Origin of the sequence: Enterobacter sp. WP_7_1, from assembly GCF_003688535.1 — a bacterium.
GTDB classification, from domain to species: Bacteria; Pseudomonadota; Gammaproteobacteria; order Enterobacterales; family Enterobacteriaceae; genus Enterobacter; species Enterobacter asburiae.
The window spans coordinates 284,554-299,527 of the sequence record NZ_REFK01000002.1 but is presented as its reverse complement, the minus strand read 5'-3'; the positions used below and the strand labels follow the sequence as shown (position 1 = coordinate 299,527).

At 57.4% G+C, this 14,974-nt stretch carries 14 protein-coding genes; 2 read left to right on the top strand and 12 right to left on the bottom strand.

Features of this window, described 5'->3' with window-relative positions; genetic code table 11:
- Positions 1-85: 85 nt before the first annotated feature.
- Together elaB and BJ885_RS10790 are read right to left on the bottom strand one after the other, a co-directional pair.
- Complete coding sequence (gene elaB, locus BJ885_RS10795; RefSeq protein ID WP_008500219.1) at positions 86-391, bottom strand: stress response protein ElaB; 306 nt, start codon at positions 389-391, stop codon at positions 86-88.
- Between the two features lie 53 nt (positions 392-444).
- Complete coding sequence (locus BJ885_RS10790; protein WP_029740934.1) at positions 445-906, bottom strand: GNAT family N-acetyltransferase; 462 nt, start codon at positions 904-906, stop codon at positions 445-447.
- 71 nt (positions 907-977) lie between these two features.
- Here BJ885_RS10790 and rbn point away from each other — a divergent pair, with 71 nt between their 5' ends.
- Positions 978-1,895: a ribonuclease BN gene (rbn, locus tag BJ885_RS10785; RefSeq protein ID WP_121931910.1), complete on the top strand. Its 918-nt coding sequence runs from the start codon at positions 978-980 to the stop codon at positions 1,893-1,895.
- A gap of 64 nt (positions 1,896-1,959) precedes the next feature.
- Positions 1,960-2,964, top strand: coding sequence for a chemotaxis protein (locus tag BJ885_RS10780; protein ID WP_023312530.1), 1,005 nt, complete (start codon positions 1,960-1,962; stop codon positions 2,962-2,964).
- Between the two features lie 92 nt (positions 2,965-3,056).
- On the opposite strand, the gene nuoN is transcribed toward BJ885_RS10780, so the two are convergent.
- The 10 genes from nuoN to nuoE form a co-directional block, all read right to left on the bottom strand.
- Positions 3,057-4,514 (bottom strand): NADH-quinone oxidoreductase subunit NuoN, encoded by a 1,458-nt coding sequence (nuoN, locus tag BJ885_RS10775; RefSeq protein WP_029740937.1) that lies wholly within the window; start codon positions 4,512-4,514, stop codon positions 3,057-3,059.
- Between the two features lie 6 nt (positions 4,515-4,520).
- Positions 4,521-6,050 (bottom strand): NADH-quinone oxidoreductase subunit M, encoded by a 1,530-nt coding sequence (gene nuoM / locus BJ885_RS10770; RefSeq protein WP_023312532.1) that lies wholly within the window; start codon positions 6,048-6,050, stop codon positions 4,521-4,523.
- Between the two features lie 76 nt (positions 6,051-6,126).
- The gene (nuoL, locus tag BJ885_RS10765) at positions 6,127-7,968 is read right to left on the bottom strand and encodes an NADH-quinone oxidoreductase subunit L (protein ID WP_014884634.1); all 1,842 of its coding nucleotides are present in this window, start codon (positions 7,966-7,968) and stop codon (positions 6,127-6,129) included.
- Positions 7,965-8,267, bottom strand: a complete 303-nt coding sequence (gene nuoK, locus BJ885_RS10760; protein WP_003861496.1) for an NADH-quinone oxidoreductase subunit NuoK — start codon at positions 8,265-8,267, stop codon at positions 7,965-7,967. The genes nuoL and nuoK overlap by 4 nt, the downstream gene beginning before the upstream one ends.
- The gene (gene nuoJ / locus BJ885_RS10755; RefSeq protein WP_029741935.1) at positions 8,264-8,818 is read right to left on the bottom strand and encodes an NADH-quinone oxidoreductase subunit J; all 555 of its coding nucleotides are present in this window, start codon (positions 8,816-8,818) and stop codon (positions 8,264-8,266) included. Before nuoJ ends, nuoK begins: the two co-directional genes overlap by 4 nt.
- Before the next feature lie 10 nt (positions 8,819-8,828).
- Positions 8,829-9,371 carry an NADH-quinone oxidoreductase subunit NuoI gene (gene nuoI / locus BJ885_RS10750; RefSeq protein WP_003861491.1) on the bottom strand — a complete coding sequence of 181 codons (543 nt, stop codon included), beginning with the start codon at positions 9,369-9,371 and terminating at the stop codon, positions 8,829-8,831.
- A 13-nt stretch (positions 9,372-9,384) separates the two neighbouring features.
- Entirely contained in the window at positions 9,385-10,362 is a 978-nt protein-coding gene (gene nuoH / locus BJ885_RS10745; RefSeq protein ID WP_008500211.1) for an NADH-quinone oxidoreductase subunit NuoH, read from the bottom strand.
- A complete protein-coding gene (nuoG, locus tag BJ885_RS10740; protein WP_147449219.1) occupies positions 10,359-13,082 on the bottom strand; it encodes an NADH-quinone oxidoreductase subunit NuoG in 2,724 nt (907 codons plus the stop codon). The genes nuoH and nuoG overlap by 4 nt, the downstream gene beginning before the upstream one ends.
- A gap of 55 nt (positions 13,083-13,137) precedes the next feature.
- Positions 13,138-14,475: an NADH-quinone oxidoreductase subunit NuoF gene (nuoF, locus tag BJ885_RS10735; protein WP_023312536.1), complete on the bottom strand. Its 1,338-nt coding sequence runs from the start codon at positions 14,473-14,475 to the stop codon at positions 13,138-13,140.
- Entirely contained in the window at positions 14,472-14,972 is a 501-nt protein-coding gene (nuoE, locus tag BJ885_RS10730) for an NADH-quinone oxidoreductase subunit NuoE (RefSeq protein ID WP_006176513.1), read from the bottom strand. The genes nuoF and nuoE overlap by 4 nt, the downstream gene beginning before the upstream one ends.
- Positions 14,973-14,974: the final 2 nt, after the last annotated feature.

The window sequence follows — 14,974 nt, the reverse complement described above, 5'->3', positions numbered from 1 at the left end:
CCTGTTAAAACCTCGTATTATACGGGGTACTGACCATAAATAGCAGTACCCACGTATAGGGAGTGGTTAAGCGTTTAAAACGCTGTTAACGACGGGCTAACAGCAGCCCCAGTACCAGCCCCACGGCGGCACCCACCCCAATGCCCTGCCACGGTTTTTCATGCACATAATCATCGGCACGATACACCGCTTTTTTGGCACGGTAATAGTAAGTATCAGACGCATGGCTGACCCGGTTTTTCACTTCATGCAGCGCCTGCTCGGCACGGGCTTTTAGCTCAATATATTTCTGATCGGCAGGGTCGCCCGAGGAACGTAACACCTCTTCCAGCGTTTCGCTCAGTAAGGCCAGGTCGTCGTCGATACGGGTATCCCAGGATTGAAATGACATATTTTTCTCCATGTTAGTACACCAGTCCGCTAACTATAGCCAACGAGATGCCATTACGCCTGCTTCGTTTCCCGCGCCATGCCGATGTGGGGAATGCCATCTTCGTCATACACTTCCGTTACCGGCGTGAAGCCAAAGTGGGCATAGAACGACTGCAGGTGCGCCTGCGCGCCGAGGTATAACGCCTTGTCAGGCCACTGTTTATGGCACGCCTCCAGCGTTTTTTCCATCAGCTGATAGCCCAGTTTTTCACCGCGCGCCTTGCCGCTGATGATGACGCGGCCAATGACGACAGGCTCAAAATCGTCTTCGCTTTTCAGAATCCTCGCATACGCCACCAGCTCGTTATCCCGCCAGCCGAGGATATGGCGGTTCTCACCGACAAGGTCATCGCCGTCGATGTCCTGATATGGGCAGGTCTGTTCCACAACAAACACCTCACAGCGCAGCTTCAGCAGGGCGTAAAGTGAATGAACGGTGAGGTCGCTATGATGTAAATCTTGCCACTGGATCATGTCAGTCTCCTTCCTGGGGTTCATCACGTTATACTAAACCCCTCCCCGTTCGGCAAAGGGCTGATTGCGTTATGGAACTGATTTTTCTGGGTACGTCCGCTGGCGTGCCAACCCGCTCACGGAACGTGACGGCGATCCTGCTGGATCTTAAGCATCCCACCCGCGGCGGGCTGTGGCTGTTTGACTGCGGTGAAGGGACGCAGCATCAGCTGTTACACACCGCTTACCACCCCGGCAAGCTGGATAAAATTTTTATCACCCATCTGCATGGCGACCATCTGTTTGGCCTTCCCGGCCTGCTGTGCAGCCGCTCGATGGCCGGTAACGCCAACCCGCTGACGATTTACGGGCCAGCGGGTATTCGTGAATTTGTTGAAACTACGCTACGCCTGAGCGGGTCATGGACAGATTATCCGCTGGAGGTCGTTGAGATTGCCGAAGGCCTGGTTTTTGATGACGGGGATTACCGGGTTACCGCTCAACCGCTCAATCATCCTGTGGAGTGCTATGGCTACCGTATTGATGCGCATGATAAACCCGGCGCGCTGGATGCCGCCGCGCTGATGGCCGACGGCGTAAAACCCGGGCCGCTGTTCCAGCGTCTGAAGCACGGAGAGACCGTCACGCTGGAGGACGGACGCGTTATCAACGGCCAAAATTATCTCTCCACACCGCAGCCCGGCAAAAAACTGGCGATTTTTGGCGATACTGCCCCTTGCCCGGCGGCGCTCACGCTGGCTCAGGGCGTGGACGTGATGGTGCATGAAGCGACGCTTGAAACGGCGATGGAAGAGAAAGCCAACAGCCGGGGCCATAGCTCCACGCGTCAGGCGGCGCAGCTTGCCCGTGACGCGGGCGTAGGGCGGCTCATCGTCACCCATGTCAGCTCGCGCTACGACGCGCGGGGATGCGCAAGCCTGCTGGCAGAGTGCCGCGCGCTGTTCCCGGAATGTGAGCTGGCCGAAGATTTCGCTCAGGTTAGCGTTTAGTCCTTCATTTTTCCCTCAGGATGCCGATAACGATTAAAAGGTCAGCATTTCTCTCGAGGGTAGAATGGATAATTTCCAGAAAGATATTGATGACAGGGCGAATCTGACCCTGTCGAACCGTTTTGAACTGTTGCTGTTCCGTCTTGGCACCTCTCTGAACGAAAATAAATCCGAGCTGTTTGGCATTAACGTCTTTAAGCTGCGTGAAATTGTGCCGATGCCGGAGTTCACGAAACCCGCTGGGATGAAGTCACCGCTGATGGGAATGGTGAATATTCGCGATCAGGTGATCCCGGTGATTGACCTGGCCGCCGTGGCGGGCTGTAAGCCTACCACCGGACTGAACATCCTGCTGATCACCGAATACGCGCGCAGCGTGCAGGCGTTTGCCGTGGAATCGGTTGAGAACATCATGCGTCTGGACTGGAAGCAGGTGCATGCGGCGGAAACCGCCGTCAGCGGTCGCTACATCACCAGCATCGCGTGTCTTGACGAGAAGACCGATACCAACGATCTGGCGATGGTGCTGGACGTTGAGCAGATCCTGTATGACATCACCCCGGCCAATCACGATCTGCACGCCACGAATCTGAAGACCACCAAATTCCATATCAAGCCGGGCGCTGTCGCCATCGTTGCGGAAGATTCCAAGGTGGCGCGCTCGATGCTGGAGAAAGGTCTGCAGGCGATGGAGATCCCCGCGCAGCTGCATATCACCGGCAAAGACGCGTGGGAAAAAATCGGCGTGCTGGCGGCACAGGCCCAGGCTGAAGGGGTTCCCATCACCGATAAGATCGCTCTGGTGCTGACCGACCTCGAAATGCCGGAGATGGACGGTTTTACGCTGACGCGCAAAATCAAAACCGACCCGGTATTGAAGGACATTCCGGTAGTGATCCACTCTTCCCTGTCCGGCAACGCCAACGAAGACCATATTCGCAAGGTGAAGGCGGACGGGTACGTCGCGAAGTTTGAGCTGAACGAGCTGTCGTCTGTGATTGAGGAAGTGCTGGACCGCTCGATGAAGAAGATTGACGGGCCGTTAATTAGCAGGAAGCAGCTGGCTTAAGCATGGTGCGGGCTGGTGCCCTCACCCCAGCCCTCACCCACGGGGAGAGGGAGAAAACCATAAAAAAACCCGCCGAGGCGGGTTTTTTGTTTTTACATCAGCGGCATCGCTCGCTGCACGATATCAATCAGCGGCTGCGGATAGATACCGAAGATCAGCACCAGCAGTGCTGAGATAAGCACGACGATACCACCAGCGCTGTACTGCCAGTTGGTTGGGGCATCACGGTTGAGCTGCTGAGGCGCGCTCAGGTACAGGCTCACGGCCACGCGCAGGTAGTAGTAGAGACCAATCGCGGAGCCGATAACCACGCCCGCAGTCAGCCACCACAGGTGCGCCTGCACACCGACGGCCAGCACGTAGAACTTACCGATGAAGCCAAGCGTCATCGGGATACCTGCCAGAGAGAGCATCATCACGGTCATTACCGCAGACAGGATCGGACGGTGCCAGAACAGACCACGGTAGGAGAACAGTGAATCGGCATCCGGGCCACGGTACGGGCTGGACATCAGGCTCACCACGCCGAAGGCGCCGAGGCTGCTGAACAGGTAACCGGCCAGATACACGCCCACGGCTTCCATCGACATCTCACCGCTCTGCAGCGCAATCAGCGCCACCATCAGGTAGCCCAGATGAGAGATAGACGAGTAGCCCAGCAGACGCTTGATGTTGGTCTGGCTCAGCGCCATCAGGTTACCGAAGATGATGGAGACGAACGCGATAATGCCCAGCACCACGCGAACCGCTTCGCTGTCACCAACAGGCGCGTACAGGAACAGACGCATGACCACACCGAAGATAGCGATTTTGCTCGCCGTCGCCAGGAAGGTCGACACCGGAGCCGGAGCGCCCTGGTATACGTCTGGCGTCCACAGGTGGAACGGCACCAGAGAGAGTTTGAAGCCGAGGCCAACAATCATCATGCCCAGACCAGCCAGCAGCAGCGGCTCATGCAGCATGCCGTCACCGAGGCTCTTGCCGAGTGCCATGAAAGAGAGGTTACCGGACTGTGCGTACAGCAGCGCAATACCAAACAGCAGGAACGAGGACGCAGCAGCAGACAGAATGGTGTACTTGATGCTTGCTTCCAGGGAGCGCTTCTGACGGAAGGCGTAACCAATCAGGCCGAACAGCGGCAGTGAGATTAGCTCAATACCGAGGAACAGCGCGGCCAGGTGGTTCGCATTCGCCAGCAGAATGCCGCCCAGCGCGGCAATCAGAACCAGCAGGTAAAACTCTTCTTTATTGTCGTTGTAGCCTTCGAGCCACGGGTACGCAAAGGTACAGGTTGCCAGGCTCGCCAGCAGCACCAGACCGGTATACAGCATGGCGTAACCGTCAACGCGCATCAGCGGGGTGACGTCCATCGCCCCACCCTGGCCAACAAACCAGAGAGAGACTAACGCGGCGTTCAGGCCGATGACCGACAGCGTGGCATTCAGGAAGTGATTGCGTCGCCACGCAATGGAGAGCATCACAACCACCACCGTCAATCCGACGATCAGCAGCGGTAGCAGCGCGATCAGTTGTTGTGGAGTTATTGTCATGGCGAATTACGGCCTTGTAGTAGAAGCAGAATTAACAAACCACTGCTGGATGTTACCCATCGCGCTATGCGAGGTATCCAGAATCGGCTGCGGGAAGAAGCCCAGCAGCACCAGCAGTACGACCAGCAGCAGGATGATGAACAGCTCACGCAGCGACATCCCCGGCAGTTCTTGTGCAGCAATTTCGCTCTTCGCTTTACCGAAGTAAGCGCGGTGCAGCATCGCCAGCGAGTACACGGAAGCGAACACCAGACCAAAGGTGGAGATCACGGTAATCACCGGTACCACTTTGAAGCTGCCGAACAGAATCATAAATTCGCCGACGAAGTTACCGGTACCCGGCATCCCCAGAGTGGCAACAGCGAAGAACATGGACAGCGCTGGCAGCCACTTAATTTTGCTCCACAGACCGCCCATCATGCGCATGTCGCGGGTATGCAGACGTTCATACAGCTGACCGCACAGGATGAAGAGGCCGGCTGCGGACAGACCGTGCGCAATCATCTGGATCACCGCGCCCTGGTACGCCAGCTGGCTGCCGGTGTAGATAGCAATCAGCACGAAGCCCATGTGGGAAACGGAGGTGTAGGCAATCAGACGCTTGATGTCGTACTGCGTGAAGGCCATCCAGGCACCGTAGAAGATACCGATCACACCCAGCCACATGGCAATCGGTGCGAATTCTGCGGAGGCATTCGGGAACAGCGGCAGTGCGAAACGCAGCAGACCGTAGGCCGCCGTTTTCAGCAAGATGCCCGCCAGGTCAACGGAACCCGCCGTTGGTGCCTGAGAGTGCGCGTCTGGCAGCCAGCCGTGCAGCGGAACGACCGGCATCTTCACCGCGAACGCAATGAAGAAGCCCAGCATCAGCAGGTATTCAACGCCGTGGGACATTGGCGTCTTCAGCAGATCTTCGTAGTTGAAGGTCCAGGTACCGGTCGCGTTGTGGTGAACAAACACCAGCGCCAGAATGGCAATCAACATCACCAGACCACTCGCCTGGGTATAGATGAAGAACTTGGTTGCCGCCGTGATACGCGTTTTACCGTCGGACGCCTTGTGGCCCCACAGCGCGATCAGGAAGTACATCGGCACCAGCATCATCTCCCAGAAGAAGAAGAACAGGAACATGTCGATGGCAAGGAACACGCCGATCACGCCGCCCAGGATCCACATCAGGTTCAGGTGGAAGAAGCCCTGGTATTTTTCGATTTCTCGCCAGGAGCAAAGTACCGCCAGAACGCCGAGCAGACCGGTCAGCACCACCATCAGCAGCGACAGACCGTCAATCGCCAGGTGGATCGTAATGCCGAAACGCGGGATCCACGGCAGGATGAACTCAGACTGCCACTGCGGAATGCCCGCAGACTGGGTCAGTGAGTAACCGCCCTGCAACCACAGTTGCAGGCCAAGCGCGAGCGTCAATCCCATGGTGATCAGCGCGATCCAGCGCGGCATCTTCACGCCAAAGCGTTCAGTCTGCCAGCACAGGAAGCCGCCGATGAAGGGAATTAATATTAGCCAGGGTAGTAACATGGCGATTTACATTCCTTTTTAAGGCCCCCAGCAGGGGCCTGATTTTCAACGAATTCGAATAAAATTCACTTAACGATCAACGCAACACCATCAGCAGCGCCAGCACGACAACCGCACCGATGCTCATGGACGCCACATACCAGCGCAGGTAACCGTTCTCGCTGTACAGCAGGCCTTTACCTGCAAAGCGGGAAAGGATCGCCGGGATATTCATCAGGCTGTTCAGCGGGTCACGCTTCAGCAGCCACGCAATACCCAGGAACGGCTTAACGAAGATCATGTCGTACAGCCAGTCGAAGCCCCACGCGTTGTACCACCAGGTGCCCAGCAGACGGCCCGGCGCGCTGTTGGCAACGGCAGTCACCAGCGTACGTTTGCCCAGCCACAGCCATGCAGCGATCAGGATGCCCGCGATAGCGACCACACCGGAGGTGATTTCAAGCGTCAGAACGCGACCGTGCTCAAGCTCGGTGGTGTCTGGCAGTACGCCCTGCAGCGGCGGCACAATCATCGCGCCAACGAAGGTGGACAGTACCAGCAGCACAATCAGCGGCAGGTGGTGGGTAATCCCCTTCCCTGCGTGAGCGTGAATTTGTTCTTTACCGTGGAATACGATGAAAATCATACGGAAGGTATACAGGGAGGTCATGAACGCACCGACCAGACCCGCAACCATCAGATTGATATGACCATTCGCCATGGCACCCGCAAGGATTTCGTCCTTACTGAAGAAGCCCGCGGTGATCAGCGGCAGTGCCGCCAGCGCCGCGCCGCCCACCAGGAAGCAGACATAAACCAGCGGAATGGACTTACGCAGTCCGCCCATCTTGAAGATGTTCTGCTCGTGGTGGCAGGCCAGAATCACGGAACCGGATGAGAGGAACAGCAGCGCTTTAAAGAACGCGTGCGTCATCAGGTGGAAAATGGCTGCGTCCCACGCCTGAACGCCCAGCGCCAGGAACATGTAACCAATCTGGCTCATGGTGGAATACGCGAGAACGCGTTTGATGTCGGTCTGCACCAGCGCGGCAAAGCCTGCCAGCACCAGCGTGACCGCACCAACGATACCCACCAGATGCAGAATTTCCGGAGTCATCAGGAACAGGCCATGGGTACGAGCAATCAGGTAGACACCGGCGGTTACCATGGTTGCGGCGTGGATCAGCGCGGAGACAGGGGTTGGACCCGCCATCGCGTCGGCCAGCCATGTCTGCAGCGGCAGCTGCGCGGATTTACCCACGGCACCACCCAGCAGCATCAGCGTTGCCCACCACAGCATGTTATTGCCTGCGGCGAAGTGCGCTGGCGCCAGTTCCACCATTTCGCGGAAGTTCAGCGTGCCCAGTTCGTTGTAAAGAATGAACAGCGCGAAAGCGAGGAAGACGTCACCCACGCGGGTCACGACGAACGCTTTCATGGCCGCTGCGCCATTCTTCGGATCGGTGTAGTAGAAGCCGATCAGCAGGTAAGAACACAGACCCACGCCTTCCCAGCCCAGATACATCAGCAGCAGGTTATCGGCCAGGACCAGAACCACCATGCTGGCGATAAACAGGTTGGTGTAGGCGAAGAAGCGGGAGTAACCCTCTTCACCGCGCATATACCAGGAGGCGAACATGTGGATCAGGAAGCCAACGCCGGTAACCACGGAGAGCATGGTCAGCGAGAGGCCGTCCAGCACCAGATTGAAGCCGATGTTGAAATCACCAACCGACATCCACGTCCACAGCGGCACGCTGAAAGGCTGACGTCCGTTGTTAAAGAAGTCGATACCCGCATACGCTGTCACCAGCGCAGCCAGGCCGATGGAGCCAATGCCCACGGTCGCAGACAGATTCTCAGACCAACGGCCGCGAGAAAACGCCAGCAGCACGAAGCCAATCAGCGGAAAAATAATGGTTAAGGCAAGCATGTTCATCCACGCAACTCACTTACTGAATCGATGTTCAGGTTCTGGCGGCGACGATGGAGCTGCAGCAACAGCGCCAGGCCAATACTCGCTTCGGCAGCCGCGAGGCTGATGGCGAGAATGTACATCACCTGACCATCGGTCTGGCCCCAGTAGCTTCCGGCGACTACGAAGGCCAGCGCGGAGGCGTTAATCATGATTTCCAGCCCGATCAGCATAAACAGCAGATTGCGGCGGATAACCAGACCGGTCAGACCCAGGACGAATAAAATCGCAGCGAGGATCAGTCCATGTGTTAAGGGGATCATGCGCGCTCCTCCATTTTTCTTTTCGCGCGGTCGTCAGTGCGGTTGCTCAGCACCTCGCCAACACGCTCTTCGCGGCCAACGTGGAAAGCAACAACCAGACCTGCCAGCAGCAGCATTGAGGCCAGTTCAACCGCCAGAACGTACGGGCCAAAGAGCGTAATACCGACCTCTTTCGCGCCAATCGGCGTGCCGTCGATGCCCTGATCGTTTACGCCCAGAATGGCGTAAACAATCACCACCAGCATGATGGCCGACAAAATTGCCGGGCCAATCCACACCTGCGGTTTTAACCACTGACGTTCCTGCTCAATTTCAGAGCCGCCCAGGTTCAGCATCATCACCACGAACACGAACAGCACCATGATGGCCCCGGCGTAGACGATGATTTCCAGCGCACCGGCGAAGTGCGCGCCCAGTGCGAAGAACACCCCGGAAATGGCCAGCAGCGAGATGATTAAGTACAGCAGCGCATGCACCGGATTGGTGTGCGTAATCACTCGCAGCGTAGCCAGGATGGCGATAAGGCCACAGATATAAAAAGCGAATTCCATTGCCCTCTCCTTACGGTAACAGGCTCTTGACGTCGATAGGCTTAGCTTCGTTCTCTGCTTCGCCCTTATCTTTGCCGTCGATTGCCATACCCGCCATCCGGTAGAAGTTATATTCCGGGTATTTGCCCGGACCGGAAATCAGCAGATCCTCTTTCTCGTACACCAGGTCCTGACGCTTGTACTCACCCAGCTCGAAGTCTGGAGTCAGCTGAATCGCCGTGGTTGGGCACGCTTCTTCACACAGACCGCAGAAGATGCAGCGTGAGAAGTTGATGCGGAAGAACTCAGGGTACCAGCGGCCGTCTACCGTCTCTGCTTTCTGCAGAGAGATACAGCCTACCGGACACGCTACCGCACACAGGTTACAGGCAACGCAGCGCTCGGAACCGTCCGGGTCGCGCGTCAGCACGATACGGCCACGGTAGCGCGGCGGCAGATATACCGGCTCTTCCGGGTACATCCGGGTTTCGCGTTTGGCAAACGCGTGCAGGCCGATCATCCAGATACTGCGTACCTGGGTACCGAAGCCTACCAGTAATTCTTTTAAGGTCATGGTCTATAGCCCCTTATGGCTGCTGCCAGAGAATGACAGCCGCCGTTACCAACAAGTTGACGAGCGTCAGCGGCAGGCACACTTTCCAGCCGAAGGACATTACCTGGTCATAACGCGGACGCGGTAACGCTGCGCGAATCAAAATGAACATCATCATGAAGAACGCGGTTTTCAGCGCGAACCAGATGAACGGCGGTAAGAACGGGCCATGCCAGCCACCGAAGAACAGCGTTACCATCAACGCGGAAATGGTGACGATACCGATGTACTCGCCCACAAAGAACAGACCGAATTTCATACCGGAATATTCGATGTGGTAACCGTCGGCCAGTTCCTGTTCGGCTTCTGGCTGGTCAAACGGGTGACGGTGACACACGGCAACGCCCGCGATAGCAAAGGTAATAAACCCAAAGAACTGCGGGATAACGTTCCAGATGTCGGCCTGGTTGTTGACGATGTCGGTCATGTTGAATGAACCGGCCTGCGCCACCACGCCCATCAGGGAGAGACCCAGGAACACTTCGTAGCTCAGCGTCTGCGCGGAAGCACGCATCGCACCCAGCAGCGAGTATTTGTTGTTACTGGACCAGCCGGCGAACAGCACCGCGTAAACCGCGAGGCCTGCCATCATCAGGAAGAACAGAATGCCGATGTTCAGGTCAGCGACCACCCAGGTCGGGCTGACCGGAACGATAGCAAACGCCAGCAGCAGCGAGGTGAAGGCGATCATCGGTGCCAGAGTAAAGATTACGCGGTCCGAGAAGCGCGGGATCCAGTCCTCTTTAAAGAACATCTTGATCATGTCCGCGACCAGCTGGAGTGACCCCCCCCAGCCCACGCGGTTCGGTCCGTAACGGTTCTGGAACAGACCGAGCAGACGACGTTCACCAAAGCTCATGAACGCGCCGCAGGTGACCACCACCAGCAGAATAACAATCGCTTTCAGAATGCTCAGCAGGATGTCGATAAGATCCGGCGTTAACCAACTCATGCTTTTGCCTCCTGCAGATTATCAAGACGCGCACCCGCCAGAACCGGCGCAATGCCAGGCATACCCATCGGCAGACCCACCTGCCCTGCTGTCAGACCTTCGGAGATAATCAGCGGCAGGCTGATTATCTGGCCGTCATAGCTAAAGGCAATGTTTGCGCCAGCGTTAACGCCAAGCTTCGCGGCATCTGCCGGGTTGAGCTTGATGTAAGGCTGCGGCATGCGGGTCTGGAAGACCGGTGAACGCTGGGACAGCTCGTCGCTACCGAACAGATGGTAGTACGGCGCGATACGCCAGCTGCCATCCTGCGCCTGGAAGCTCGCCGGTACGGTGGTGAAGAAGTCCAGACCGGTTTCGGAGGCTTCAATCAGACGCACGCCCGGATCGCCGTGGCGCAGGGAGCCACCCACTTCAGCCTGGAACTTGTTCCATGCCTGCGGGGAGTTCCAGCCTGGTGCCCATGCGAATGGGATTTGCGAACGCGGCGCAGACGGCTGGTTGTTTCCTTCCATGGAGAAGGCGAACATAGTGTCTTTATCCTGCGGCTGGCGCGGTTCGTGCACGCTAATATTGGCGCGCATCGCGGTACGGCCGCTGTAGCGGTGCGGTTCACGCGCCAGTTTCTGGCCGCGAATGCGGAAGCTTGCTTCAGGTGCGGCATCTTTAATGCCTGCCAGCTGAGGCAGTTTTTCGACAACCGCGTCGATAACGTGGTCGAGCTGCGTCCAGTCCACTTCACGGCTCTGCACGGTGCTGTGCAGGGAGTGCAGCCAGCGCCAGCTTTCCAGCATCACGGTGTTGCTGTCGTAGTACGCCGGGTCGTAAACCTGGAAGAAACGCTGTGCGCGGCCTTCGTTGTTAATAACCGTACCGTCGCTTTCTGCGAAGCTTGCCGCAGAGAGCACCAGGTGTGCTTTGTCCATGATCGCGGTGCGCTGATGGTCAATGACCATCACCAGCGGCGCTTTGGAGAGCGCGGCGTCAACGCGAGCGGCAGAGGCGTGGCGATGCAGGTCGTTTTCCAGCACCACAACGGCGTCAGCGGCACCGGATTCCAGTTCGCTTAACGCTGCTTCCAGCGAGCCGCCGCCGATCATTCCCAGACCAATGCTGTTCACCGCACGGGCAATCATAGTCACGCCGACGTCCGCACCGCGGCCTTTCAGGGCTTTAGCAACGTTGGCTGCCGCCTGAATGATCTCCGCGCTGCCGGCGTTGGTACCAGAAATAATCAGCGGTTTTTTCGCACCTGCCAGGGCCTGAACAATTACGTCGACCTTGTTCTGCAAGTCACGATCCAGCTCAACGGCCGGCGAGCTGTTGTCCAGCGCGTGGGCAATGGCAAAGCCGAGGCGCGCCTGATCTTCAACCGGTGCGCAGTAGGTCCACGCCGCGATATCGTCCAGACGGGTGTTGTCGACGTTGGTCACAAACAGAGGATGCTTCGCGCGCTGGCCGATGTTCAGGATCGCCGCAATCTGCCAGTCAGCCACTTTCTGCGCCGCTGCCATTTCACGTGCTTTACCCTTCACCGCCTGACGAACCGCCAGAGCCGCGCGTGCGCCCGTCTGCGTCAGGTCTTCACCCAGCACCAGGACCGCATCATAAGATTCGATTTCGCGCAGCGCAGGGGTATGAATACCGCCTTCACGCAGCACTTTCAGTACCAGCTGCAGACGTTCCTGCTCGCCCTGAGCGATACCGGTATAGAAGTTTTCCGCGCCAACCAGCTCGCGCAGCGCGAAGTTGCTTTCGATGCTGGCGCGCGGGGAGCCAATACCGATCACTTTCTTCGACTGGCGCAGAATATCTGCCGCGCCCTGCATCGCCTGTTCAGCGTTCAGGGTAATGAAGTCGTCGCCACGGCGCTGAACCGGCTGACGCGGACGATCTTTCAGGTTCACATAGCCATAGCCGAAACGACCGCGGTCGCACAGGAAGTAGTGGTTAACGGTGCCGTTGTAACGGTTTTCGATACGACGCAGCTCGCCGTAACGCTCACCCGGGCTGGTGTTACAGCCGAGGGAACACTGCTGACAGATGCTTGGCGCAAACTGCATGTCCCATTTACGGTTGTAACGCTCGGAGTGGGTTTTATCCGTGAATACGCCGGTCGGGCAGATTTCTACCAGGTTACCGGAGAATTCGCTTTCAAGCGTACCGTCTTCCGGACGACCGAAGTAGACGTTATCGTGCGCGCCATATACGCCCAGATCCTGACCGTCTGCGTAGTCTTTGTAGTAACGCACGCAGCGGTAGCAGGCGATGCAGCGGTTCATTTCGTGAGAGATGAACGGCCCTAGGTCCTGGTTACGGTGGGTACGCTTGGTAAAGCGATAGCGACGGAAGCTGTGGCCGGTCATCACGGTCATATCCTGAAGGTGGCAGTTACCGCCCTCTTCACAGACCGGACAGTCGTGCGGGTGGTTGGTCATCAACCATTCCACAACGCTTTCGCGGAACTGTTTCGCTTCTTCGTCATCAATCGAAATAAAGGTGCCTTCGGTGGCTGGCGTCATACAGGACATCACCAGGCGACCACGCGTGTCTTCCGCGTTTTGATATTGCTTCACCGCACACTGGCGGCAAGCACCGACGCTGCCCAGCGCCGGATGCCAGCAAAAGTACGGAATATCGAGGCCAAGAGACAGACAAGCTTCCAGCAGGTTGTCCGCCCCGTTGACTTCGTATTCTTTGCCGTCTACATGAATCGTAGCCATTAGCATGCTTCCAGTTGGCTCGGTCGAAACCGAGCGTTAATCAAAATTCTTGTCGTTACCAGCGCGCTTTAAGCAGGTTCGGCTGAATCCCATTAATCGCATGGGTATTGCTGAACGGCTGCTTGATGCCTGCTTCGAACTCGTCGCGGAAATATTTGATCGCGCTCTGCAGAGGTTCGACGGCACCCGGTGCGTGGGCACAGAAGGTTTTACCCGGGCCTAAGAATCGACACAGTTGCTCAAGCGTCTCGATATCCCCAGGCTGGCCTTCGCCACGTTCGATTGCACGCAGGATCTTCACGCTCCACGGCAGACCATCACGGCACGGTGTACACCAGCCGCAGGACTCGCGGGCGAAGAACTCTTCGAGGTTACGCACCAGCGAGACCATGCCGATCTCGTGGTCGACGGCCATCGCCAGCGCCGTACCCAAACGGCTGCCTGCTTTACCAATGCTTTCGAATTCCATTGGCAGGTCAAGGTGGGCTTCGGTCAGGAAGTCTGTCCCTGCCCCACCCGGCTGCCAGGCTTTGAATTTCAGGCCATCACGCATGCCGCCAGCGTAGTCTTCAAGAATTTCACGTGCGGTGGTACCGAACGGCAGTTCCCAGACGCCAGGATTTTTAACGCGACCAGAGAAGCCCATCAGCTTGGTACCGGCATCTTTGCTTGAGGAGATGCCCTGATACCACTCCACGCCGTTGGCGAGGATAGCCGGAACGTTACACAGGGTTTCAACGTTGTTTACGCAGGTCGGTTTACCCCATACGCCGGAGCTTGCCGGGAACGGTGGCTTGGAACGCGGGTTCGCGCGGCGGCCTTCAAGGGAGTTAATCAGCGCGGTTTCTTCACCGCAGATATAACGCCCTGCGCCGGTGTGCACGAACAGTTCGAAGTCAAACCCGGTACCCAGGATGTTTTTGCCCAGCAGGCCCGCTTCGGTAGCTTCGGCAATCGCGCGACGCAGGTTTTCCGCCGCTTCGATGTACTCACCGCGCAGGAAGATGTAGCCGCGGTACGCTTTCAGCGCAAACGCGGAGATCAGCATGCCTTCCACCAGCAGGTGCGGCAGCTGTTCCATCAGCAGGCGGTCTTTATAGGTGCCCGGCTCCATTTCATCGGCGTTACACAGCAGGTAACGGATGTTCATGGATTCGTCTTTCGGCATCAGGCTCCACTTCAAACCGGTGGAGAAGCCCGCACCGCCGCGCCCTTTCAGGCCGGAGTCTTTCACCGCGTTAACAATGTCGTCCGGCGCCATGCCGCCAAGGGCTTTACGCGCGCCGGCATAGCCGTTTTTGCTCTGGTATTCGTCGAGCCATACCGGCTGTTTGTCATCGCGCAGACGCCAGGTCAGCGGATGCGTCTCAGCAGTACGAATTACAGTTTTCATTTGTACTGCTCCAGCAGGTCAGGAATCGCTTCCGGCGTCAGATGGCTGTGAGTGTCCTCATCAATCATCATGGTCGGCCCCTTGTCGCAGTTACCCAGGCAGCAGGTTGGCAGCAGGGTAAAGCGTCCATCGAACGTGGTCTGACCCGGCTTGATATTGAGCTTCTTCTCAATCGCAGCCTGAATGCCCTGATAACCGGTGATGTGGCAGACAACGCTGTCACAGTAGCGGATCACATGGCGGCCAACCGGCTGACGGAAGATCTGGCTGTAGAACGTGGCTACGCCTTCTACGTCACTTGCCGGAATACCCAGCACTTTCGCGATCTCATAGATCGCCCCATCCGGCACCCAACCACGCTGTTTCTGTACGATTTTCAGCGCTTCAATGGACGCCGCACGCGGGTCTTCGTAGTGGTGCATCTCGTGCTCAATGGCGGCACGTTCTGCTTCACTCAGCTCAAAAGCCTCGGTTTGTGGTTGTTGATTCTCGTGCATAA

Excerpts from the sequence above, each read along its gene's own strand:
- elaB (WP_008500219.1), bottom strand. The coding sequence starts at position 391 with ATGTCATTTCAATCCTGGGATACCCGTATCGACGACGACCTGGCCTTA.
- BJ885_RS10790 (WP_029740934.1), bottom strand. The coding sequence starts at position 906 with ATGATCCAGTGGCAAGATTTACATCATAGCGACCTCACCGTTCATTCA.
- rbn (WP_121931910.1), top strand. The coding sequence starts at position 978 with ATGGAACTGATTTTTCTGGGTACGTCCGCTGGCGTGCCAACCCGCTCA.
- BJ885_RS10780 (WP_023312530.1), top strand. The coding sequence starts at position 1,960 with ATGGATAATTTCCAGAAAGATATTGATGACAGGGCGAATCTGACCCTG.
- nuoN (WP_029740937.1), bottom strand. The coding sequence starts at position 4,514 with ATGACAATAACTCCACAACAACTGATCGCGCTGCTACCGCTGCTGATC.
- nuoM (WP_023312532.1), bottom strand. The coding sequence starts at position 6,050 with ATGTTACTACCCTGGCTAATATTAATTCCCTTCATCGGCGGCTTCCTG.
- nuoL (WP_014884634.1), bottom strand. The coding sequence starts at position 7,968 with ATGAACATGCTTGCCTTAACCATTATTTTTCCGCTGATTGGCTTCGTG.
- nuoK (WP_003861496.1), bottom strand. The coding sequence starts at position 8,267 with ATGATCCCCTTAACACATGGACTGATCCTCGCTGCGATTTTATTCGTC.
- nuoJ (WP_029741935.1), bottom strand. The coding sequence starts at position 8,818 with ATGGAATTCGCTTTTTATATCTGTGGCCTTATCGCCATCCTGGCTACG.
- nuoI (WP_003861491.1), bottom strand. The coding sequence starts at position 9,371 with ATGACCTTAAAAGAATTACTGGTAGGCTTCGGTACCCAGGTACGCAGT.
- nuoH (WP_008500211.1), bottom strand. The coding sequence starts at position 10,362 with ATGAGTTGGTTAACGCCGGATCTTATCGACATCCTGCTGAGCATTCTG.
- nuoG (WP_147449219.1), bottom strand. The coding sequence starts at position 13,082 with ATGGCTACGATTCATGTAGACGGCAAAGAATACGAAGTCAACGGGGCG.
- nuoF (WP_023312536.1), bottom strand. The coding sequence starts at position 14,475 with ATGAAAACTGTAATTCGTACTGCTGAGACGCATCCGCTGACCTGGCGT.
- nuoE (WP_006176513.1), bottom strand. The coding sequence starts at position 14,972 with ATGCACGAGAATCAACAACCACAAACCGAGGCTTTTGAGCTGAGTGAA.